17 protein-coding genes and 2 pseudogenes are annotated in these 20773 nt (G+C 38.0%); 7 read left to right on the forward strand and 12 right to left on the reverse strand.

Annotation, left to right across the window (positions count from 1 at the left end; genetic code table 11):
- Nucleotides 1-13: 13 nt before the first annotated feature.
- The 4 genes from PTT44_RS11775 to PTT44_RS11790 form a co-directional block, all read right to left on the reverse strand.
- Complete coding sequence (locus PTT44_RS11775; protein WP_004981566.1) at nucleotides 14-700, reverse strand: response regulator transcription factor; 687 nt, start codon at nucleotides 698-700, stop codon at nucleotides 14-16.
- A gap of 11 nt (nucleotides 701-711) precedes the next feature.
- Entirely contained in the window at nucleotides 712-1209 is a 498-nt protein-coding gene (locus PTT44_RS11780) for a chalcone isomerase family protein (RefSeq protein WP_168158497.1), read from the reverse strand.
- Nucleotides 1185-1757, reverse strand: a complete 573-nt coding sequence (locus tag PTT44_RS11785; RefSeq protein WP_004981561.1) for a nuclear transport factor 2 family protein — start codon at nucleotides 1755-1757, stop codon at nucleotides 1185-1187. The genes PTT44_RS11780 and PTT44_RS11785 overlap by 25 nt, the downstream gene beginning before the upstream one ends.
- Nucleotides 1758-1870: 113 nt before the next feature.
- Entirely contained in the window at nucleotides 1871-2764 is an 894-nt protein-coding gene (locus PTT44_RS11790; RefSeq protein WP_168158496.1) for a LysR family transcriptional regulator, read from the reverse strand.
- A gap of 102 nt (nucleotides 2765-2866) precedes the next feature.
- On the opposite strand from PTT44_RS11790, the gene trpB reads away from it, so the two are divergent.
- Both trpB and trpA read left to right on the forward strand, forming a co-directional pair.
- On the forward strand, nucleotides 2867-4078 hold the full coding sequence (trpB, locus tag PTT44_RS11795) for a tryptophan synthase subunit beta (protein ID WP_004981558.1): 1212 nt from the start codon (nucleotides 2867-2869) through the stop codon (nucleotides 4076-4078).
- Nucleotides 4075-4860: a tryptophan synthase subunit alpha gene (trpA, locus tag PTT44_RS11800; protein ID WP_168158495.1), complete on the forward strand. Its 786-nt coding sequence runs from the start codon at nucleotides 4075-4077 to the stop codon at nucleotides 4858-4860. Before trpB ends, trpA begins: the two co-directional genes overlap by 4 nt.
- A 123-nt stretch (nucleotides 4861-4983) precedes the next feature.
- Here trpA and ribA read toward each other — a convergent pair whose 3' ends face one another.
- Together ribA and PTT44_RS11810 are read right to left on the reverse strand one after the other, a co-directional pair.
- Nucleotides 4984-5586 carry a GTP cyclohydrolase II gene (gene ribA / locus PTT44_RS11805; protein WP_168158494.1) on the reverse strand — a complete coding sequence of 201 codons (603 nt, stop codon included), beginning with the start codon at nucleotides 5584-5586 and terminating at the stop codon, nucleotides 4984-4986.
- A gap of 475 nt (nucleotides 5587-6061) precedes the next feature.
- The gene (locus PTT44_RS11810) at nucleotides 6062-6793 is read right to left on the reverse strand and encodes a Fic family protein (RefSeq protein ID WP_168158493.1); all 732 of its coding nucleotides are present in this window, start codon (nucleotides 6791-6793) and stop codon (nucleotides 6062-6064) included.
- 147 nt (nucleotides 6794-6940) lie between these two features.
- Between PTT44_RS11810 and PTT44_RS11815 the strand changes: the two are divergent.
- From PTT44_RS11815 to wecB, 4 genes and pseudogenes are all read left to right on the forward strand, one after another.
- A pseudogene (locus tag PTT44_RS11815) lies at nucleotides 6941-7940 on the forward strand (Fic family protein).
- 444 nt (nucleotides 7941-8384) lie between these two features.
- Nucleotides 8385-8867: pseudogene (locus tag PTT44_RS11820) on the forward strand (tyrosine-type recombinase/integrase); the annotation flags it as partial.
- Between the two features lie 373 nt (nucleotides 8868-9240).
- Complete coding sequence (locus PTT44_RS11825; protein WP_171527510.1) at nucleotides 9241-10419, forward strand: tetratricopeptide repeat protein; 1179 nt, start codon at nucleotides 9241-9243, stop codon at nucleotides 10417-10419.
- 2 nt (nucleotides 10420-10421) lie between these two features.
- Complete coding sequence (gene wecB / locus PTT44_RS11830; RefSeq protein ID WP_168158492.1) at nucleotides 10422-11567, forward strand: non-hydrolyzing UDP-N-acetylglucosamine 2-epimerase; 1146 nt, start codon at nucleotides 10422-10424, stop codon at nucleotides 11565-11567.
- A 1-nt stretch (nucleotide 11568) separates the two neighbouring features.
- Here the strand turns inward: wecB and PTT44_RS11835 are convergent, their stop codons facing one another.
- The 6 genes from PTT44_RS11835 to PTT44_RS11860 form a co-directional block, all read right to left on the reverse strand.
- Entirely contained in the window at nucleotides 11569-12438 is an 870-nt protein-coding gene (locus tag PTT44_RS11835; RefSeq protein WP_168158491.1) for a hypothetical protein, read from the reverse strand.
- A gap of 2 nt (nucleotides 12439-12440) precedes the next feature.
- Nucleotides 12441-14264 (reverse strand): hypothetical protein, encoded by a 1824-nt coding sequence (locus PTT44_RS11840; protein ID WP_168158490.1) that lies wholly within the window; start codon nucleotides 14262-14264, stop codon nucleotides 12441-12443.
- On the reverse strand, nucleotides 14261-15514 hold the full coding sequence (locus tag PTT44_RS11845) for a glycosyltransferase family 2 protein (RefSeq protein WP_168158489.1): 1254 nt from the start codon (nucleotides 15512-15514) through the stop codon (nucleotides 14261-14263). Before PTT44_RS11845 ends, PTT44_RS11840 begins: the two co-directional genes overlap by 4 nt.
- The gene (locus PTT44_RS11850) at nucleotides 15511-16404 is read right to left on the reverse strand and encodes a hypothetical protein (protein ID WP_168158488.1); all 894 of its coding nucleotides are present in this window, start codon (nucleotides 16402-16404) and stop codon (nucleotides 15511-15513) included. The genes PTT44_RS11845 and PTT44_RS11850 overlap by 4 nt, the downstream gene beginning before the upstream one ends.
- Complete coding sequence (locus tag PTT44_RS11855) at nucleotides 16401-17162, reverse strand: hypothetical protein (RefSeq protein WP_168158487.1); 762 nt, start codon at nucleotides 17160-17162, stop codon at nucleotides 16401-16403. The genes PTT44_RS11850 and PTT44_RS11855 overlap by 4 nt, the downstream gene beginning before the upstream one ends.
- Before the next feature lie 478 nt (nucleotides 17163-17640).
- Complete coding sequence (locus tag PTT44_RS11860; protein ID WP_168158486.1) at nucleotides 17641-18441, reverse strand: undecaprenyl-diphosphate phosphatase; 801 nt, start codon at nucleotides 18439-18441, stop codon at nucleotides 17641-17643.
- A gap of 633 nt (nucleotides 18442-19074) precedes the next feature.
- Between PTT44_RS11860 and kdpA the strand changes: the two genes are divergently transcribed.
- Nucleotides 19075-20772: a potassium-transporting ATPase subunit KdpA gene (gene kdpA / locus PTT44_RS11865; RefSeq protein ID WP_168158485.1), complete on the forward strand. Its 1698-nt coding sequence runs from the start codon at nucleotides 19075-19077 to the stop codon at nucleotides 20770-20772.
- Nucleotide 20773 lies beyond the last annotated feature (1 nt).

Below are 20773 nucleotides of genomic sequence, written 5' to 3' on the forward strand. Positions count from 1 at the left end.
GGGCTTCTAGAGCTTAAGCTTCTAAAGTGATCTTTAACCCTACACCAGATATGGTGTGAATTAGTTTTTGCTCAAAAGGCTTATCGACCATTTTACGCAAATTATAAATATGACTACGCAGGGCATCGCTTTCAGGCTCTTGATCCCCCCAAAGCTCTATCATAATTTCTTGTTTAGTCAGAACTTTAGGCGAATGACGCATCAGTAGTTTGAGCAGTTTGAATTGAATGGGGGGCAGTTCAATGGTTTGTCCTCCACGAGTCAGTTGCTGTGTTGCAGGGTCCAGAATAAGATCATGAATTTGAAGACGGCTAGAGGAGACTTCACCCTGTGAACGCTTGATCAGAGCTTTGACTCGAACCACCAGCTCATTAAAGTCAAATGGTTTGACTAGATAATCATCCGTGCCTGAATTGAAACCTTTGAGTTTGTCATTCAGCGTATCGCGTGCGGTGAGCATCAGCACAGGGAGGTCCATACCTTCTTTATTTCGTAGCCATTCACATAGTTCATAACCCGAACCATCAGGCAAGTTAATATCTAAAAGTAAAATATGATAGCGTTGCTGTTTTAGCAATTGGCGCGCAGCATTTAAGTTTCGAGCATGATCGACCACAAAACCATGCTCTTCTAGAAACTCGCATAAGGTAGATGCCAGTTCATAATGATCTTCAACCATCAAAATAAAATGTTTAGACATAACTGTAGAGACTACTTTATTAATTGCTGTTTTAATTTAGCACTAAATGGCTGAGGACCTAGCCATATATTAAAATATTGCTGGGCCTGCGGGTTTTGGAGTTGTCCCTGCATTTTCTGGTTTAAGTATAGGCTTAATGTGTGTGTGGCATGGATATACTTCAGTTGGTATAGATCTCCTGACTTCACTGGACGATACAAATCGGTGATTGGATTGAAAACAGCATGAATTTTTTGATCTTTGATATTACGTTGGAGTAGATGTGTGGCCGCACGTTTGAATGCCCATTCTGGAATATTCTGCGTATAGGTAAAATCCATCTGTATGTTTTGGCCTTGCCAAGGCTGATTACAGTTTTGCGCAAAGTAACTGGCCACACCGACCTGTTTTTGTCCCACCATGAGTGGGCCATTACCACATTTATTTAAGCTCTGTGCATGCGCCCACGAACCGAAACTCCCGAGCATCAGTACAGTGGTTATGGCTACTTTTTGAAAGGCAGTACCCATGAATAGGTTCCTCCTACATATGGCAAAGAACGATACAGACCATTGGCCGGATCCCAGAAATCTTGTTGGAAAATAATCTGATGGTTTGGGTTGACCTTTATTTCACTGATTCCAAATGAATCCATTGTTCGTGTCTTCCCGAACATTTTAAAATCATAAACCATATGCCAATGCACATAGGCAGAGTCTTGATGATATGAAGTATTTAATAGGCTGACAGTGACATTACTCACCCGCTGGTTCATACCTTGAAAATGTTCAAGCAGTTTTTTACGCGATGAAAATTGCGACAGAGTGTCGTTAATAAAAAGCTGATCTGCATACAGTGCTCCAGCATTTTCAACGAATTTAGGTGTGCCCAACGTATTAAATGCCGAAGTGAAGCGGGTGCCGATTTCTAGTGCTTTTGCATCATCTAAGGGTATTCCTTGAATACTCGCTCTGGCATTTGCATAATCAGAGGAATAACGAGGAACACTTTTACATCCTGACAGGAAAAGCACTGGTAAGGATAAGGCAATTGCCATTAACGTTTTGACTTGATTCATATTCACTGTCCATCTTCACAGTTTATCCTCCCACTTTAGAGAGGCTAAAGTGAACAGAATGTGAAGATAGATACTAAAGACAGTACATTGAATAGAATTTTGATGATTAAGGATTAAATTTCACTTTCTCTTTTTTCTTCAGTCATTAGCCAATGAATGATATTCATGACATCACGATTTTCGTTATTTTTTCTGACCATTGCATAAAAATTATAGTCACAATAGATAAAACCAAAAGGGGCAATGACCCTTCCATTTAATATTTCTTTTTCTACTAAAATTTGAGGCGCTATCGCAATTCCTAACCCAGACACAGCAGCTTCTATCATCAAATTGAGACGATCAAAATAACGATCATTCGCTTTTGGGGAAAAGTTAATTTTGGACTGATCAAACCATGTATGCCATGCACTTTTATTTGAGTGGGTATGAAGTAATGGATAATCTAAAAGATCATGTTTTGTATGGAGAGGATTTATTTCCCGATTACAAATAGGCCCCATGTTATCGGGAAATAAAAGATATTTATTCAAAAAGTTGGAAAGTATATGATTCTCACTGATGCTATTGATAAATATGTCAACTTTCTCTTTTTCTAACAATTTTAAGTCATTACATGTCATTAATTTGATATGGATATTGGGATAAATGACTTCGAGCTTTTCTAATCGAGGAATCAGCCAATTTGCCATAAAACTATGAGAAGCACCTATTACCACCTCTACCTCTGACGTTTTATTTGTTAACTCAAAGACGCATTGTTCTAAACGATTAAAAAGCTGCGTACAAACGAGCGATAATTCTTCTGCGTCCGCCGTCAGAGAGATGGTCGAGGAATGTCGAATAAACAATTTTTTATCTAACCATTCTTCTAGCTGTTTTATTTGATGGCTAATCGCACTATGGGTGACACACAATTCTTCCGCAGCTAAGCTGAAACTTTTATTTCTGGCGACGGCTTCAAATGCTTTTAAAGCATTAAGGGGAGGTAATGTTCTGCGTTTCATGTTGTAAAATTTTCTAACATCATCAGCTCAAAATATATCAATTATCAGAAAAATGAAAATATTTTAAGATCAAACAAATTTTGATAGTAAAAGAGATATGAGATGACAACCCCTTATACAGGTAATGGTCCTGATGACTTGGGATTTTTTGGTAAGTTTGGCGGATGTTACATGCCAGAGAGCTTAATGCCAGCACTTCGAGAATTAGAGCAAGCCTTTAATACTGTTCGGCACAAACCTGAATTTTGGGCTGAATATCAGCAGATTTTAACGGACTTTGTTGGTCGTCCTAGTCCTCTTTTTTATGCAAAAAACCTAACAGCGTATGCGGGAGGTGCTCGAATATATCTCAAGCGAGAAGATTTGAACCATACTGGTGCGCATAAAATCAATAATTGTGTTGGGCAAATCTTATTAGCCAAATTTATGGGGAAAACTAGAATCATTGCAGAAACTGGTGCTGGACAACATGGTGTTGCAACAGCAACTGTTTGTGCACTGTTTAAGATGAAATGTACCATTTTTATGGGAGAAACAGACATTCAGCGCCAACAAGTGAATGTTGAACGCATGAAATTACTCGGTGCTGAAGTCAGAAGTGTTCAAAAAGGTCGTAGGACCTTAAAAGATGCGATGAACGAAGCATTACGTGACTGGATTAGTCATGTTGATACAACCTATTATCTGTTGGGTACTGGTGCAGGTCCTCATCCATATCCCATCATGGTCAGAGAATTTCAAAAAATTATTGGTCTAGAAGCCAGAAACCAAATACTCCTCAAAGAAAATAAACTGCCTGATGCTTTGGTTGCTTGCGTTGGTGGTGGATCAAATGCATTAGGGTTGATGCATCCTTTTCTAGAAGACCTGAATGTCAAAATGTTTGGCGTTGAGGCAGGTGGAAAAGGAACAAATAGCGGTGAACATGCGGCCTCTATTTGCAAAGGTCAAGTCGGTGTGCTGCATGGTAATTTAACCTATTTATTACAAGATTTAGATGGACAGATTTTAGAGGGCCACTCTATATCAGCTGGCTTAGATTATCCTGGTGTCGGCCCTGAACATGGCCTTCTGTTTGAAACAGGACGTGTGACATATACGGCTATAACCGATCAAGACGCTGTAAATGCATTTCAGCTTTTAAGCCAACAGGAGGGCATTATTCCTGCTCTTGAGAGTTCTCATGCGATTGCATATGCGATTCAACTTGCTCAAGAAATGCAGCCAGAACAGATCATTATTGTCAATTTAAGTGGCAGAGGTGACAAAGACTTAAACACGGTAAAAAAATATCTTGCAGGAGCTACAGCATGAACCGTCTAGATCAAAAATTAGAGCAATTAAAACTGGAAAATCGAAGCGGTCTGGTTTGTTATTTTACTGCTGGAGATCCTAATTTCGCAGAAAGTTACCGTCTGTTAAGCCAATTGGGTCAAGCTGGAGCTGACATTATCGAAGTTGGCATTCCTTTTTCAGATCCAGTGGCAGATGGTGAGATCATTCAGGCAGCACATCTTAGGGCATTAAGTGCAGGTCAAACGGTAAAACAAACCATTGAGTTGGTAAAAGCAATCAGGCTACATGATGAAAAAACACCAATAATTTTCATGACTTATTTAAATCCGATTATGCAATATGGTTTTGAGACACTTATCGCCGAAACAGAAAATCTTATAGATGGAATATTGATTTTAGATGCTCCCTATGGATATCGAGAAAACTTTGAAGTGCAATTAAATGAAAAAAATATGCATTTAATTGCAATGACAGCGCCGACTACCCCAATTGAAAGGTTAGAGCAAATTTCAGCGCGTGCGACAGGTTTTTTATATCATGTTGCAGAAAATGGTTTAACAGGAGGAGACTTCAATCTGCTTAATCTTGAGAAAAAGATTGCTGAAATTAAACCTATTTTTAATATTCCTGTTGCAATTGGCTTTGGGATCAAAAATGAAAACCACGTTAAAGCACTAGCCAATAAAGTAGATCTTATTATCATTGGCTCAGCGCTTGTCGATACTTTTTTTAATAAGGGAATGAATGCGACTTTAGAAAAAGTCACAGCTTTTTCGAAAATCCTGAGAGAAAATAAATAAGATCCTGCTTCTTTAATCACGATTTTTTTAAGTTAATTTAATAATAACCATATGTGATAAAACCTTCTCCCGAAAGGGAGATCGAACTTTGGATGTGGAGTTTTTTCTAAAAGTGATCGCTTTTTAAAAATCACTATTATCATATAGATGTGACATGCGTTTTTGCTTTGTTTCGAGATAACTCTTATTAAAGCTATTTAAGCCTACTTTCAAAGGAATACGTTCAACTACGTTAATCCCTAAATCATTCAAAGATTTGATTTTAAATGGATTATTGGTAATTAACTTGACGTCTTTTATTTGTAAATAATCAAGCATTATTGTACACATATCATACCTGCGAGCATCTGCTGGCAGGTTTAATAATAAATTGGCATCAAGAGTATCATGTCCTTGGTCTTGAAGTGCGTAGGCACGAATTTTATTGGTTAGTCCTATGCCACGGCCTTCTTGGCGTAAGTATAAAATGACTCCTTGACCTGCATCATTAATCATTTTCATGGTTGAGTGTAATTGTGGACCACAATCACATTTGAGTGATCCAAAAGCATCACCTGTTAAGCATTCTGAATGTATTCTGACAAGTACAGGTTGATTGGGAGCGGCATTCATCCCTTTAGCAAGAGCGATATGTTCTTCACCAGTACTTTGATCTTGAAATGCTATAATTTCAAAATCGCCAAATGCAGTAGGTAACTTTGATTTGGAAACAAATTCTATAGCCACGGAAGAATACACCTATATAAATTTATATTTGATACAATTTACTTAATCTATCTTAAAAGCATCGGCCGAATTTTTTGCAGTTATAAATTTCAGCGTTTTACTTCCAATTAAAGAGTATGCATCTGATAGTGAATTTTATGTGAAATGTTATTTAGAATATTTTATTAGCGTTCTGCTTTGTTGCAAAAACACTCAAAAGCTGAGGCTTGCCTAAACCATCAATATTTAAGATAAGTTGGGTTTTTGTATAGTTAATTGAATTTATTGAATTTATTGAATTTATTGAATAAGTTAATAAAGGTAGGGTTGTGGTAAGGTCAATTCTTTGTATGATAGGTTCTATGTGTAGGCTTCTTCATTCTGAAATTATATTGCTGAACAATTTTTTGAGAACAGCTTTAGGCAACAAGGCTCTAATAAACTAAAATGTCCTTAGCAGCAGTACAAATAAAGAAACATGTAAATTGGAGTAACTCTAAATTCCTAAAATTATCTGATATGGTTTAAATCCTTCGATCACCGCTTCAGAAATCAACTGGATAAAAGCTTTAGTTTTGTCATAAGCCATCCATTGATCTAAAGCTTTATAATAAGCTAAACGATTCTCTACAGTAATCACGCATGGTGGATAACCAGCTTTCATTAGTTCCAAGTTCATTAGTAGACGTGATGTACGGCCATTACCATCAATAAAGGGATGAATACCAACGAAATCAGCAAGTACTTTGACTGCACGTTCAATGGGATGAAATGTATGGGCGGCACTATTATACCAATCAACTAAATGAGCCATTTTGTCATTTAACAGAGTGTAATCAGGTGGCATAGTTGTAGTACAGGAGATTAAGACATTTTGTTGGCGATATTGACCTGCATTTTCATCATCGATATTTCTTAGAATAAGTTGGTGTATATTTCTTATCTGGCACTCTGAAAACGATTCTTCCTTACGAATAATTTTTTCAACGTAGTAGATTGCATTTCTATGATTAATTACTTCGAAGTGATCTTTTAATTTTTTACCGCCGACAGTAATACCTTCTAATACGACTTTGGTTTCTAATAGGCTGAGTCTATTTCCTGAGATAGCATTTGAGTGAAAGATCCAGCGAAGAAAAAGATCATTTTCAATGTTTCTTGAAGTAAAGTCTGACAAAGACCTGCTTTGATCAAGTTTATTCTTAAGACTATCAATAATTGCAAACAAATGGATAACCTCTCAGTATTTACGACTAGAATTGATTGCTCTTTTGGTCAGTAAAAAAATATATATGAATGACTTATGTTTTAAGTTTTGAGAAATTGATATTTTAGAGTTTAATTAACTAGAACCTTTATGTTATTTAGGAATGGCATGAAATATCAACCGCCTTATACAATCACCTCTAAAATTATTCACTTGATTGCACAAATTAGTGAATCAATAGGGCGTTTGACTGCATTAACCCAAATTCAAGATAGTCTTAAATTGCGAAAAGCCAATCGTATTCGAACGATTCAAGGGTCTTTAGCGATTGAAGGGAATACCTTGAGTACAGAGCAAATCACAGCGATCCTGAATGGCAAGACCATTATCGCTCCACCTAAAGAAGTTCAAGAGGTACGTAACGCCCTAAAGGCATATGAAGAAATTCAAGATTGGAATCCTGATCAAGAATCGCATTTGCTTAAAGCACATCAAATATTGATTGACAGGATTGATTGATGAGGTTGGACAGTATCGTCATGGTGGTGTTGGTGTGATGTCAGGGGATCAAGTCGTGCATATGGCTCCGCCTGCAAATCAAGTCCACCGTTTAATGGGAGAATTATTGCAGTGGTTGGCTGAAGGCAATGAGCACCCATTAATTCAGAGTTCAGTATTTCATTATGAGTTTGAGTTTATACATCCATTTGCTGATGGCAATGGGCGTATGGGGCGTTTATGGCAAACTTTAATCTTAAGCCAGTGGAATCCAATTTTTCTCAATATCCCTGTAGAAAGCTTGATTTATCAAAACCAAAAAGCTTATTACTATGCATTGCAAGCGAGCACAGATCGTTCAGATTCTGCACCTTTTATTGAGTTTATTTTGCAGATGATTCTAGATGCAATACTCAGTTCTGATGCCAGCGATCAAGATACCGCTCAAGCTAGCGTACAAGTTAGCGATCAAGTTAAACGTCTCATCCAGAATATGGAGCAGAAGGAATATAGCCTAACTCAGCTGATGGCTCTATTAGACTTGTCCCACCGAGCAACATTCCAAAAAAATTATTTAACTCCAGCATTAAAAGCAGGTGTGGTTGAACGCACTCTTCCTGATAAGCCTAAGAGTCCTAAGCAAAAATACAAATTAAAAATTGAGTTATAATGAGGTTAAGGGATTATTTGTACTATAAGAAAATAATTGAAATGATATAACATTGTAATTATTTTCAAATATAGTGTTCTGCTATAATGCTGCATACCATTTCAAATCCTGAATTTGGATTTGAACAAGATATTAAAGCGATTCAATGCACTAAATCTAAGTTGGGTCAAAATTGGGTCAATGAAATATATTTTTTGTTATAAATTACATAAAAACAGTTGCTTGGGTTTTGAGTTCAATTGACGCCACCCCAAAATTCCCGATTAAAGATGATCGCTAATGATCAGGTTTAATCAAAAAAGTTAATAAAAGCCTTGGTTTAGAAATAAATCAGGGCTTTTTTTCTGCCTGTTGTTTATCAGCGTCCGTTATTGTAAGTCATTGATAATTGCTTTCTATCAAATATACTTGTGATACAGTAGTGACACGCGTGTAACAACAAGAATGCTTACAGACATCCAAGTTAAAAGTCTTAAACCAAAAGAAAAGCGATATTCAATGGCAGATGGGGAAGGGCTTTCTATTGAGGTATTTCCTACTGGGAAAAAGAAATGGGTGCTTTCATATCGAATTGAAGGAAAGCAGACCAGGAAACAACTGGGTGAATATCCCGAAGTAGGCTGTAAAGAAATAAGAAAAATTGCACGGGACTTTAAAGCCGAGGTTTCAGGTAAATCAAAGGTCTCCCATCATTTGAAACAAGTGTGTGATGAATGGTTTGAATTAATGAGTCCGCAGTGGACAAGTGAGAAATATATCAGCACGGTTAAATACCGTTTGGACTACATCACTGAAGATTTTTTAGAGCTACCTTTAGATGAAATCACACGTTTTCAGGTTTCATCCAAAGTAAAAGAAATTGTGGCCAAAGGAACACTCGAAACGGCCACACGTTGTCTGCGTTTACTCAATGCGGTTTTTAACTTTTAAATCTTTGTGCAACAAAGCTAAATTAAAGTATGTAATCTGCTGGATTTATTTAAAATTAATTTTAATTTAATAGTTAGGGGGGATAGATAAAAGTATACGTGAATTTCTAATTTATATGTCATGCAGGGTTAATATAATTTAAAATAGAATGAAATATTTTTTATTTAATAATGGTGGATGGTTTTTAATTTTTTGTATAATTTAAAGATAATATGTGAATAATGGTTGTTGTTTTAATTGAAATTTTATGCTTTTTGAAGTTGTTTTTTATAAAGAATATATGTAGTTTGGTAACCAATATTAACTATCTCAAACTTAAAAGAAAATTGCTGATATATTGTTCTAGAGACCGCTAATTTTACTATTTAGAATGAAAAATTTACATATAGTTTCAAGTGCTTGTGTGTTAGTTGTGAGTTCCTTTGTACACGCTCAAGTAGAAGTTACGCCTGAAGCATATGCCTTATGGAGTGAATATTATCAAATAGAAAATAATGACTTAGAAAAAGCGAATGAAATTTTACAAAAATTAAGCTTGAAAACTCCTCAAGATTCGAAAGTTTGGAAAACATGGGCATATTTAGAACTACGAAAAAAAAATAATTCCCAAGCTTTAACTTACATAGATCGTGCTCTAACGCTTAATCCAGAAGATGAAGAATTATTACTACAAAAAGCTTATTTGTTAAATACTGCTCAACGTGACCCAGAAGCTTTAGAGATATTTAAAAGATTACAACACTCTTCAAATCCAGAAACTGCTGAGAAAGCTCAACAAGCAGTAAAAAATTTGAGTGGAACTGAAAGAAGTTCACCTAAAACAAGTTTCTCAGATATTTACTTTTCGCCTTCTTTTGAAGGTCGTTACGACACCGCTATTTTACCTCTAAAACTACGGTATGGGCGATATTGGGGGGAAGAAAACCGTGGACAGGTTTATGGTTTTGCTAATGTCAACCGTGATACACGTTCAACAGGTGGAGCCCGTCCTGAAATTATTGATCAGAATGCCGCTATTTTAGGTGTTGGGGCGAATTATCGTCCTTGGGAATGGCCAATTTATTTATATTTGGAAGTAGGGGGAAGTTATGACCTGATTGATTTAAATCGGGATAAATTCAGAGAAAGCATTAACTTTGGTCTAGCGGGTTATCAGGAATGGTATTGGCACAATACGGAAACCACGCACACACCAAAGCAGAATCAAAATCAATATTTTGCTGAACTATATGGTAATGCTGCGAGCTATTCCCGTGAAGATTATAACGTAATTGGTGATTTGCGCTTACGCACAGGTTGGAATATGAATCGTGATCATTTCGGTAATGTGCAGGCTTATTTAAAATTACACACTATTAACGACTCTAATAACGAGTTTTATAACAATTTGGCCGAGCTTGGGCCAGGAATTGCATGGCAACCTGAAAATTTTCCTATCAAATTACGTGTCGAGCAGATGTATGGCAAATATATCAATGGGGCACCTGTGTCAGGGAAAAGAACTTTTGATAATACACGAGTTGAACTGACCTATTACTGGAGCTTTTAACGATGCTGATTTATCTTTCTTTTATTTTTGGTACACGCCCTGAGCTAATTAAGTTGGCTCCCGTAATTTTAAAAGCTAGGCAAGATTCACGTTTTGAGGTAAATGTTGTATTCACAGGCCAGCATTTGGAGTTGGTGCAAGATGCAATTGAGTTTTTTCAGATTGAAATTGATCATCATTTGCAAATTATGCAACCTGGAAAAAGTTTAAATATTTTATTAAGTAAGGCGCTGAGCGAGCTCGATCAGGTCTATAGTGAAATGCTGAAGTGTGATGTGATTGTGGTTCAAGGCGATACGACAACCGTACTCGCTGGTGCTCTGGTGGCTTTTAATCTGAATATTCATTTGGCACATGTCGAAGCGGGATTACGTTCTTTTGATTTGATGCATCCTTTTCCAGAAGAAGGGAACCGGCAGTTGGTTTCACGTTTGGCGCGCTGGCATTTTGCACCAACTCAACTTTCTGCAGAAAATTTATACCAAGAGAATATTTCCAAACAACACATTTTTATTACAGGAAATACGGTCGTTGATGCGATTCATTATGCACGTGAGTTGATAGAGTCTTCTTCGCAGCAGTCCCAACAAAGATTAGAAAGATTGGGGCTGAATTTGAGCGGGCAGCATCAATTGGTTTTGTTGACAGCGCATCGACGCGAGAACTTTGGTGAGGGGATTCAGAATATCTGTGCTGTGATTCATGAATTATGCCAGCGTTATCCCGAGTTACATTTCGCTTGGCCTGTGCATCTTAATCCTCAGGTTTATGACATTGCCTATAAAGAGTTTTCGAAGCATCCCCAAGTCCATTTATTAAAACCTTTGGACTATCCGGACTTACTCGCAATATTGCAGGCGGCTCATTTTATTATGACAGATTCGGGTGGAATCCAAGAAGAAAGTCCAACTTATCAGAAGCCGGTACTTATTCTGCGGGACGTAACTGAGCGGCCTGAAGTGGTTGAAGCTGGCTGTGGGATACTGGTAGGTACAGATAAAGCCAAAATTATCAAAGCGTTTTCTCAATTGATGGATGACCCTGCCTATTACCAACAGCATGCGGAAGTAGAAAATCTTTTTGGTGATGGGCACGCTTCAGAACGTATCCTTGAGCAAATAGTACAAGACTTAAAAGTAGCTGAATAAATTAGTAATTGATCTTCATCCATAGATAAAGCCAGAACACACTGGCTTTATCTAAATAATGAGGTCCATCAAAAATATATATTCGTTGTCCAGCATAAGCTTTCAGTTGCTTAGCAATTTCCCAAGGATAAGCTGCACGAAAACTCCCATCGGGGTTAGGTCGAAAAGCCTCTAAAATAATCACTACGCGGTTTTCACCAAACTCATTCTTAAGATTTTTATAAATGAGAGCAGCCTCTTCAGGACTGCGCGTTCCTACTCCTACACCATCTTGAAAGAAAACCTGAGCATTGTCTGGTAGCCAGCTTTCTAACCAATAATGTAAAAATGGTGATTTACGATCAGCACTATAAATACTAATCCAGACTGGGTGTTTAAGCGCGGAAATATGATGTGCTAGATTGGCAACCCCATGCCAGCTTGGATCTGCTTCTACTGGAAAATAATAACCAGCAGGTTGTATAGGCAGCTTAGTATGGATTATTTGCTGGGATTGTAAAAAAAGGTGGTCTATATTTTCACGAGCTATTGGTTCCTGATAATTTCCAGCTAAACCTAAAATAACCTTTTCTGCCCAAGGCTGTTCAGAAATTGAGCTCCATTTAGGTTGATGCTCCCATTGTTGTGTGGGAATTTCTTTAAAAAAGGAACGCCCATCAACAATACTCCATTGGGTCACCAATGTATCGATACCCAAGAGATGCCAGTTTCCAGATGGATGACTGATTTGATCGACTTGCCAGAATATACCTTCAATTTTAGGAGGAATAGATTGTGCATCTGCTCGAGTCATGAATAATAACGAGCTAGTCAGAGCCAAAGTAGGAATAGCTAGGAGCACAAACAAACCTAAAAGGAGGTATTTTTTCATCTTTATTCTTCTTTAGACTTCTGCGCTTTACGGTTTCTGCGCCAGATGAGTAGGCTGATAATTAAAACAATCAGAACACCTAAGATAATAGCAATAGTCTGTAAAGAAATCTGCTCAATAATCGGCGGTTTGGCTTTTTCAACCATATTTTGATTCAAAACAGTGATTTGCCCTTGTGCAGAAATAAATAATGCCGTGGTATTGTTGGGTATTTTCTGCTGAATTTCGGGCCAGAATCGTGCAAAATTTTCTGCTCCCAAGTTATTATCACTATAGATCCAAAAGTTTCCATTTTTGACTGTAATCAGGCCACCATTTTTTGTGGTTGGTAAATAGAGAGTTTGGCCATATTTTTGCAATTCGGATTGATAAAGTTGGGCATCAAGCTGGATATTAATGGCTTTCGGTGCATTTAAACTGAGTGGTGTGATATTTAAACCGATGGGGGCATTACTCAACAACATTTTCTTGGCAACTTGCGCCAAGCTAATAGCGATTGGGGTCGCGGCTGGAGTATTGACAGCAATTTCAGGTGTACTGCTAAACGTGCTAGAAAGCGTGATCACACCCTTCTTCATCTGATGCGGTAGATTCAACTTTGATTTTTTAGTATCTATCCATAAAGCATTGCCTGCATTTGGGAGGCAGTAATTGTTATTTAATTGAGTATTGCTGACCATCATGTTAAAGCTAGTGGTATATGGATAGTCGGCACTTATAAAGTCAAACTGACGTTCCACTGGGCTTGAATCTAGCTTAGCTAGGCTGGTGCTCCCCGCCAAACCATCATTTAACCAGACTTGTAAAGTAGATCCCTGTAATAGTCCACTTTGAGAACGAAAACTAAGTTGCCCATTTAAAATATCAGTTGCTTCCCAAACAGCTGGAAAGACCAGTGAAAGGTTTTTAGGGGAATTATCGAGCTTAAAATCCGAAATACCTAAATCAGCTAGGCTCTCGAATTTACGTAAACTGGCCCATGTAGGTCTTGCAACGGGGCCATTTAATGATGCTGTTGGGGTATTGAGCTGTTCTAGATATTGGCGGTTGAGCAGAGCATTGATAGCCATCAGCAACTGTGGTTCTGTCTCATATTCAATATTTAAAGAGGGTGTTTGGCTTGTTTGACTCAGACTAATTTGTGCATTCGGTAATGTCTTGGTTGAACGCTGAATGCTGATAATAAAATCGGGTTCGGCTTCTGTATTTTCAGCTAGTTTCCATTGTATGGGTGTAGCAAAGTTCCAAGCCGTGGTAAGTCGGCCGATCATGCTAGCTTCCATGAAATTCGTAGTATCAAAGCGCAGTAATGCCTGTATAGGTTCTGCGCGGTTGAGCTGGCTATTAAACAATGCATCTGGTAGCTGATTGAGCTGTAGGGCTTCACGCTGTGGTTGATAGCTCAGACTTGCCTGTGTGAGTGCCGTATAGAGATTACTAGATTCTAAGCACATATTTTCAGTGCTTTGTGCTTCAGTAGAGGGCTTTTGTAAAATACTAATATCGAGTCGGTGGAAGCCGCTTTGGGATGGTTGAAGGTTGAAACTTAATGTGCCTTTACCACTTAAGTTCTGCTGATGGATGAGCTGGTTGTCATAACGTACAATAACTGTACTATTGCCCTGTACATTAAACTGACTATTGAACAGGACGTTTTGCCAGCTTTCCCCTTTAGCCACATAAAAGAAATAAGGCGTACTTTGCTCAATGTTCTGTGAGATGAAATCATCTAGCTTCCATGTATCTGCATGGACATGTGCGCTACATGCAAGAAATAGGAGCGATGACATTAATGTAAAAGGAGCTGTTTTTATCTGCAAGGTCATTTTTTTTCCTTCTTCCGTTCTGTCTTGTACCAAGTAATTCCTTCACCTTTAATTTTTCCTTTCAGCATATCCCAAGCGGCTTTGAAAACAATCAACAGAAAGACTTGTGAATAAGTGAAATAGGCAATAAAGGCGTAGAAATAAAATCTTTTCGGTACTTCTTTTTCAAGGCTAAGTGTGAACCAAATTTGTATTAAATAAAGGATAAAGGCCAGAATGAACAGTAGGGTGAATGGGCCTGGAATAGTAGTACCATCAATACCCAGCAAGCCAATGATCATGGTTAAGTGACTTAAGAACAGGGCTGGAACAAACATGATGTAGCACATAATATTATTTCCGATTTCCATTCCAATTGGAAAAGGGTGTCGAATAGCTGTTCTTAAATATTTGCGTGTTACATAGAAGTTACCTTGAGTCCATCTAGAGCGTTGTTTGATGAAAATACCTAGGTCACCAGGATCTTGCTGCCAGCCCACGGCATAAGGTACCCATTTAATTCGTTTATGACCTAAAAAAATCCGATAACTCATTTCTGTATCATCAACTAGAGATTTTTCATCAAAGCCACCCAAAATATCCAATGCGTCTCGCCAGATGACATAATTGGTGCCCATTAATGTGGATAGACGAAAACGCAGCCAACGTCCGCCCTGAAAAATCCATTGAAAATAAATAAATTCAATTGCAATAAATGTACTGAGAGCACTGTCTTTCCAGTTACGTGTACGTACCTTTCCATTGACAGCGACGAGGCTGGAATCTGCCAATAAGGTTTGCGCAATCAAACGTACACAATCGGGTTCAGGTGTACTATCTGCATCATAAACGGCAATCAGCTCGCCTTGGGCATACTTGAGGCCGTTATTTAAGGTTCTAGATTTTCCTTTACCACCTTGGCCTTTAGGGACATTAACTACACGAATGACAGGAAACTCGGCAGCTATGCGATCCGCAATTTCCTGTGTATCATCTTTGGATGCATCATTAATCAGGAGTACCTCATAGCTTTCAGCAGGGTAGTCCTGTGCGGCTAATGCACGTAAGGTATCCTCAATCACCAGCCCCTCATTATAAGCAGGAATCAATACACTGAGCATGGGCCAGCGTGGAGGTACTGGGAGGTTGGCCAGTTCTTTGCTAGCTCGAATAGAGTAGCGCCAAGCAGAAAAGCTAAGCCAAGCCCAAAAAGCTTGAGGAATCCAGATCCCAATAAATCCGATAATAAAAAGAATATCGATAGTACTCATGATTTTTTAAACCTCCTCCATAGCATAGTAGAGAGAAGAATGAGCATTAAAATAATGATTATAAATACAGATACCCAAGAGGTAGATGTACCCCAAAAGCTTAGTAACCCTGGGTAATGAGTAGAGAGCACAAGATGAAAAGGTAAAATCACTAAACCAGCTGAAAGTAATACATAACCAATCAGATTGGTGTGAATCCGGTCTTGTTGGCTATTAAAATGCAAATTTAAAAAATTCCAAGAAATTCCCAAGTCAGGATATTCAATATCACTTTCTGCAAGGCTGACCTGCGGATTTAAAACAATTCCAGTGCCATTAAAAGGTGAGTGAGTGTAAGCCGTATAAAAGAGCTGTTGGCCTGATTGGATACGCCGTGCAGGTAAAGGGAGTCGACCGGGGTTCGCTTGAACAACATATAAGCCACTTGGTAAGACCTTCAAGTTTGGGTTCCAGCCTTCTTGAATATAGGCCCCCATAGGGCGTAAGCCTGCACTGGTTGCCAAAGTTGCTAGACCAGGGAAGTGCTGCGGTTCAACACTACTCAGATCGAGTAGTGGGATTGCTCCTTCAGAAACCTCCTGTTTGACCTTAAAATAAATGGCAGGTCTCATAAAATTTTGAGGAATAAGTAGGCCAGATTTAATCCCTTGGCTCTTCATTTTTTTATAGCTTTCAGAGTCAAGTTGATCAACTGTAAAAACAGGCCATAATTTTTTAGTTGTTGAAAAATGTTCAGGAATTTGACTGTAATCAGAGATTCCTTTTTGCTGAGTTGTAGAGGCCTTTTCCAAACGGCAGTGGTAATACTGCTGATAATAAGAAGAAAGGATTGGATCGGGCTGCGTATGGACTGAAATCAATAATCCGCAGGCGAAAATCATGCTACTCATAGGATTTCCTCTGAAAAAGAAGTTTGCCCTTTGAGATGCGAATGATGGGTGATTTTCGTTTTGATTAGTTCAATCTGCTTGATTCTGTCAATCAACTGCTTAGATATCACGGAGTCCTGATCGGCAATCATAATCACATGGAGAGTTGAAAGTCGCGTATCCGTAAAAGAAAAATGTGGGGTTTCAAAATTATTTTCTAGCACATTGATAATTTTCTGCTGTAGGTGTTTTAACTCATCCACCTGCAACATATCTCTTAATAAATTATGGTTGGTAATTTCTATATGAATTTCATTGTATTGAGGAATAAGACCTCGATTCAACATGTGCTGAACTTGATCATGCGTATATTGATAGGTACTAATAGGAAGTGTTTTATATGTTAAATTTTTACGGTACGTATCAAGTAAGTCATTGGTCTGCCGATTGGTCGACATCATTTCATAATAAATACTCAATAGCATAGGTGCTACAGGGAAAACGAAAAGCTGCAATAATTTGGTATTGGTGTCGATTGTATTGACTTGGATATCAAACAAAATATAAATAAAGAAGACTATAAAAATAAAAATACTCAGAATCATTGCTTGAATTAAATTCAAAAATCGACCCAGTAAAATAAAAGCAATCAAAAGTACCCAGCTCCCTACAAGCTCAGTACGTAACCATTCATATCCAACGATTCCTATAAAAAGGGCAATCAGCATAGGAATGAAAGTGATGGTTTGATTTGTTCTTACTAACCAATTCTTTTGCATTAAAATTACTTTTTAAGAAGTGTAATGATGTAAATAACTGTTAATTTTCATCTAAATTATTACATAAAGCATTGTAAATAAACTGTGTAAAAAGGATGTAAAATTATTATATTAGCCTGAAGAAAGTTGACTTTTATTTAGAAAGCTTAACTTTAATGACTTTATTAAATTTTCTTCTTGGGATGTGTACAGAGTATTGATTTCAGTAAAATTTGATTGAGGGTTAGATTGGTATTAATTCTATCTAAGATTCCTAATAGCTAAATTTATTCAATCAGGGAGAGGTCAATAGCATCCGTAAATATCGTCCCAAAAATTCTGATAATGCTTGAAGAAGTGGTAATGATGTATGACATATTAAAATTTTAAATATGGTGTCTAGTATAGTTTGGAGCAGAAAGGCTTAAAAGGCTGAGAAAAATGATTTTTTGAATAAGACTCCATTTTAAACAAAGTCTTACTCATTTGAATTTTTCAATTATAAGAATACAATTAATAAAATCACACCTAAAACGACGCGATACCAAGCAAATACTCTTAACGTATGTTTTTCTACAAATTTTACTAAAGCTTTTACAACAAGTAATGCCGCAATAAATGCTGCGACAAAGCCAACAGAAATATTCAGTAAATTATCAGAGGTTAGTACACTTGCATTGCGAATTAGGTCATAGGTTGCTGCACCGAGCATAGTCGGCATGGCTAGAAAGAAAGAGAATTCCGTTGCTGCTTTACGAGAAAGCCCCGATAACATCCCGCCAATGATGGTTGCACCTGAACGCGAAGTACCTGGAATCATTGCGATGCATTGTGCAAAACCAACGATAATGGCTTGTTTGATGGTAATATCCGTTGCTTCAATAGTTTTAGGCTCAATTTTTCGAGCTTCTACTGCAAAAATAATCAATCCCCCGATAATCAGTGCACATGCCACTACCAGCGGGCTAAATAGCACTTGTTTAATAAAATCAACTGCTAGCACCCCAATGACCACTGCAGGAATGAAGGCCAAGATGACATTGATGGCAAAACGTCGCGCGTGTTGGTCGCCAGAAAAAAAGCCTCGAACCAGTTCAATAATTTTGTGCCGGTACAACCAGCAAACCGCCAAAATTGCACCGAGCTGAATCACGACTTCAAATGCACGTCCCGCATCGGATTGGAAATCAATGAGATGACCAAAAAGAATCAAATGCCCCGTACTGGAAATCGGTAGAAACTCCGTTAATCCTTCGATAAGCCCTAAGAATAAGGCTTTGAGTAATTCCAAGTTGTGCATAAATAAAAAAGTTAATAATTAAAAATTGGAATCTGTTTTAAGGCATTTCGTACTACTTTGAAATGGGGCGGAGGAAGTTTTTTAGTTTTTTTATGTCATAGGTCTTGAGATGGATAGAGTGTTCATGTGCTGTATGCGTATTTAGGGTCGTTGCGGATGTTTTCTGAATGAAGAAAATGATGAAGACCGTAGAATGGTGCATCCAAACGAAAATATTCTAAAATCATATTCTATTCAGCGATAAAAACTCTTGGACCCTATTCAACGCTCTAAATGAATGGTTTTTGAATTTTTTGTCATCACTCTTGTGTATACCTTGGATTATCCTTTGTTTAGATGAAAAATTGCATAGAAATCGAAACGTGACCAAACAGGATGTAGACATAGAAGGTTGCTTAAGGAGCATGTGATCAGAATTTCAGTTATCTAAAGAGTAAGCCAATCATTGCTTCACTTTTTTGACTGAGTTGTCATCGGAACTAAAAACGTTGAAATAATGATAAGAAAAAGATGCTTATTAAATTTTAAATAAAATAATTTACGCAAAATTTACGCCATCCGCATTTTTGAATATAGAGAATTTACGCCCTCAATTTCCATACTAAAGCTGACCTATTTTTAATGGCATATGCTATGTGGGAATTTATTTCAGTATTTATCCTTTCATTGCTGTTGGCTTATCCGCTAGGACACTATCTTGCGGATGTAATGCAAACCAAACCAATGAAGAGTGACCGCTTTTTTAAGTGGATTGAACAACCGATCTACGCTGTTCTAAATGTGAAGCAAGTGGGTATGAACTGGCGGCAATATCTAGGTGCTTTTGTTCTGAGTAATGTTCTACTGCTTGGGGCGAGTGTGACTATTTTAATGACACAGGCATGGCTCCCATTGAATCCTGATCATATTCCGAATATGAATTGGGATTTGGCTTTACATACCACTATTTCATTCCTGACCAATACCAACCAACAACACTATTCAGGACAGGCTCAACTGTCTTATCTATCGCAAATGACAGTCATTGTTGGATTGCAATATTTATCGCCAATTATTGGGCTGGCTTTGTTGGTGGCAATGTTGCGAGCATTATTTTTACAATCAGCTCAACAACAAGACCTAGATCAAAACAAATGGAATCGCATTAATCTGGGTAACTACTGGATGGATATCATCCGACCACTATTTCGATTTTTCATTCCTTTGGGATTTATTTTTTCTTTACTGCTCACTTTTCAAGGTGTGCCTGCAACTTTATCTGCGGGTCCAACGGCACAGGTCTTGGATCAAAGCACAGAAGTCAAAACACAACATATTCCACTTGGTCCTGTTGCGCCCATGGTTGCAATTAAACAGCTTGGCAGTAACGGTGGTGGTTGGTATGGACCAAACAGTAGTGTGCCTTTAGAAAATCCAACGCCGTTATCCAATGTGATAGAGATGATCGCGATTTTACTGATCCCATTGTCTGTGGTGTTTATGGTGGGACGCTTTATCCAACGTAAGAAATTGATGTGGGTGATTTTTGGCACCATGTTGCTGATGTCATTGGCTTCAACCTCATTAACGTTGTGGGCTGAAAAATCTTCGTTGATTCCAAATATTGCTTTGATGGAAGGGAAAGAAGTTCGCTTTGGTGCAGAAGCATCGGCACTGTGGGGAAGTTTGACCACACAAGTGAATAACGGTTCGGTCAATATGATGCATGACTCTGCCTCACCCCTAACGGGATTGGTTGAGCTGTGCAATATGCTGATTAATGCCATTTGGGGCGGTATCGGCTGTGGTCTATTACAGTTCTTTATTTATCTGTTTTTAGCAGTATTTATCGCAGGCTTGATGACAGGGCGTACGCCTGAATTATTTGGTCGAAAAATTGAAGTCACTGAAATTAAGTTGTTAGCACTGGTGATTGTATTACAACCAGTAGTGATTCTGGGTTTGACGGCCATCGCAATCGCTTTCCCATCCATTACAGGCAATTCAAATCCAGCATTTCACGGCATTAGCCAAGTGTTTTATGAGTATGTCTCTGCTTACGCCAACAATGGTTCAGGTTTTGAAGGTTTAGGTGATAACACACTTTGGTGGAACCTCAGTGCCAGTGTCGCGTTATTGGCAGGGCGTTATAGCGTGTTGATCATTCCAGTCTTGATCGCAGCGAGTTTGGCAACCAAACCACAAGCAGCAGAAAGCAAAGGTTCTTTACACATAGAGTCTCCAACCTTTGCCCTGACTTTAATTGGAATCGTGCTGATTCTGACCTTGTTGCAATTCATGCCAGTGTTGGTGATTGGGCCAATTGCTGACTATTTGTCGATAAAAGTTTAAG

This window comes from Acinetobacter sp. Gutcm_16 (assembly GCF_028649355.1).
Classification (GTDB): Bacteria; Pseudomonadota; Gammaproteobacteria; order Pseudomonadales; family Moraxellaceae; genus Acinetobacter; species Acinetobacter johnsonii.

What these genes read in the sequence shown, in the direction of transcription:
- PTT44_RS11775 (WP_004981566.1), bottom strand. Translation starts at nt 700, where the DNA reads ATGTCTAAACATTTTATTTTGATGGTTGAAGATCATTATGAACTGGCA.
- PTT44_RS11780 (WP_168158497.1), bottom strand. Translation starts at nt 1,209, where the DNA reads ATGGGTACTGCCTTTCAAAAAGTAGCCATAACCACTGTACTGATGCTC.
- PTT44_RS11785 (WP_004981561.1), bottom strand. Translation starts at nt 1,757, where the DNA reads ATGAATCAAGTCAAAACGTTAATGGCAATTGCCTTATCCTTACCAGTG.
- PTT44_RS11790 (WP_168158496.1), bottom strand. Translation starts at nt 2,764, where the DNA reads ATGAAACGCAGAACATTACCTCCCCTTAATGCTTTAAAAGCATTTGAA.
- trpB (WP_004981558.1), top strand. Translation starts at nt 2,867, where the DNA reads ATGACAACCCCTTATACAGGTAATGGTCCTGATGACTTGGGATTTTTT.
- trpA (WP_168158495.1), top strand. Translation starts at nt 4,075, where the DNA reads ATGAACCGTCTAGATCAAAAATTAGAGCAATTAAAACTGGAAAATCGA.
- PTT44_RS11825 (WP_171527510.1), top strand. Translation starts at nt 9,241, where the DNA reads ATGAAAAATTTACATATAGTTTCAAGTGCTTGTGTGTTAGTTGTGAGT.
- wecB (WP_168158492.1), top strand. Translation starts at nt 10,422, where the DNA reads ATGCTGATTTATCTTTCTTTTATTTTTGGTACACGCCCTGAGCTAATT.
- PTT44_RS11835 (WP_168158491.1), bottom strand. Translation starts at nt 12,438, where the DNA reads ATGAAAAAATACCTCCTTTTAGGTTTGTTTGTGCTCCTAGCTATTCCT.
- PTT44_RS11840 (WP_168158490.1), bottom strand. Translation starts at nt 14,264, where the DNA reads ATGACCTTGCAGATAAAAACAGCTCCTTTTACATTAATGTCATCGCTC.
- PTT44_RS11845 (WP_168158489.1), bottom strand. Translation starts at nt 15,514, where the DNA reads ATGAGTACTATCGATATTCTTTTTATTATCGGATTTATTGGGATCTGG.
- PTT44_RS11850 (WP_168158488.1), bottom strand. Translation starts at nt 16,404, where the DNA reads ATGAGTAGCATGATTTTCGCCTGCGGATTATTGATTTCAGTCCATACG.
- PTT44_RS11855 (WP_168158487.1), bottom strand. Translation starts at nt 17,162, where the DNA reads ATGCAAAAGAATTGGTTAGTAAGAACAAATCAAACCATCACTTTCATT.
- PTT44_RS11860 (WP_168158486.1), bottom strand. Translation starts at nt 18,441, where the DNA reads ATGCACAACTTGGAATTACTCAAAGCCTTATTCTTAGGGCTTATCGAA.
- kdpA (WP_168158485.1), top strand. Translation starts at nt 19,075, where the DNA reads ATGTGGGAATTTATTTCAGTATTTATCCTTTCATTGCTGTTGGCTTAT.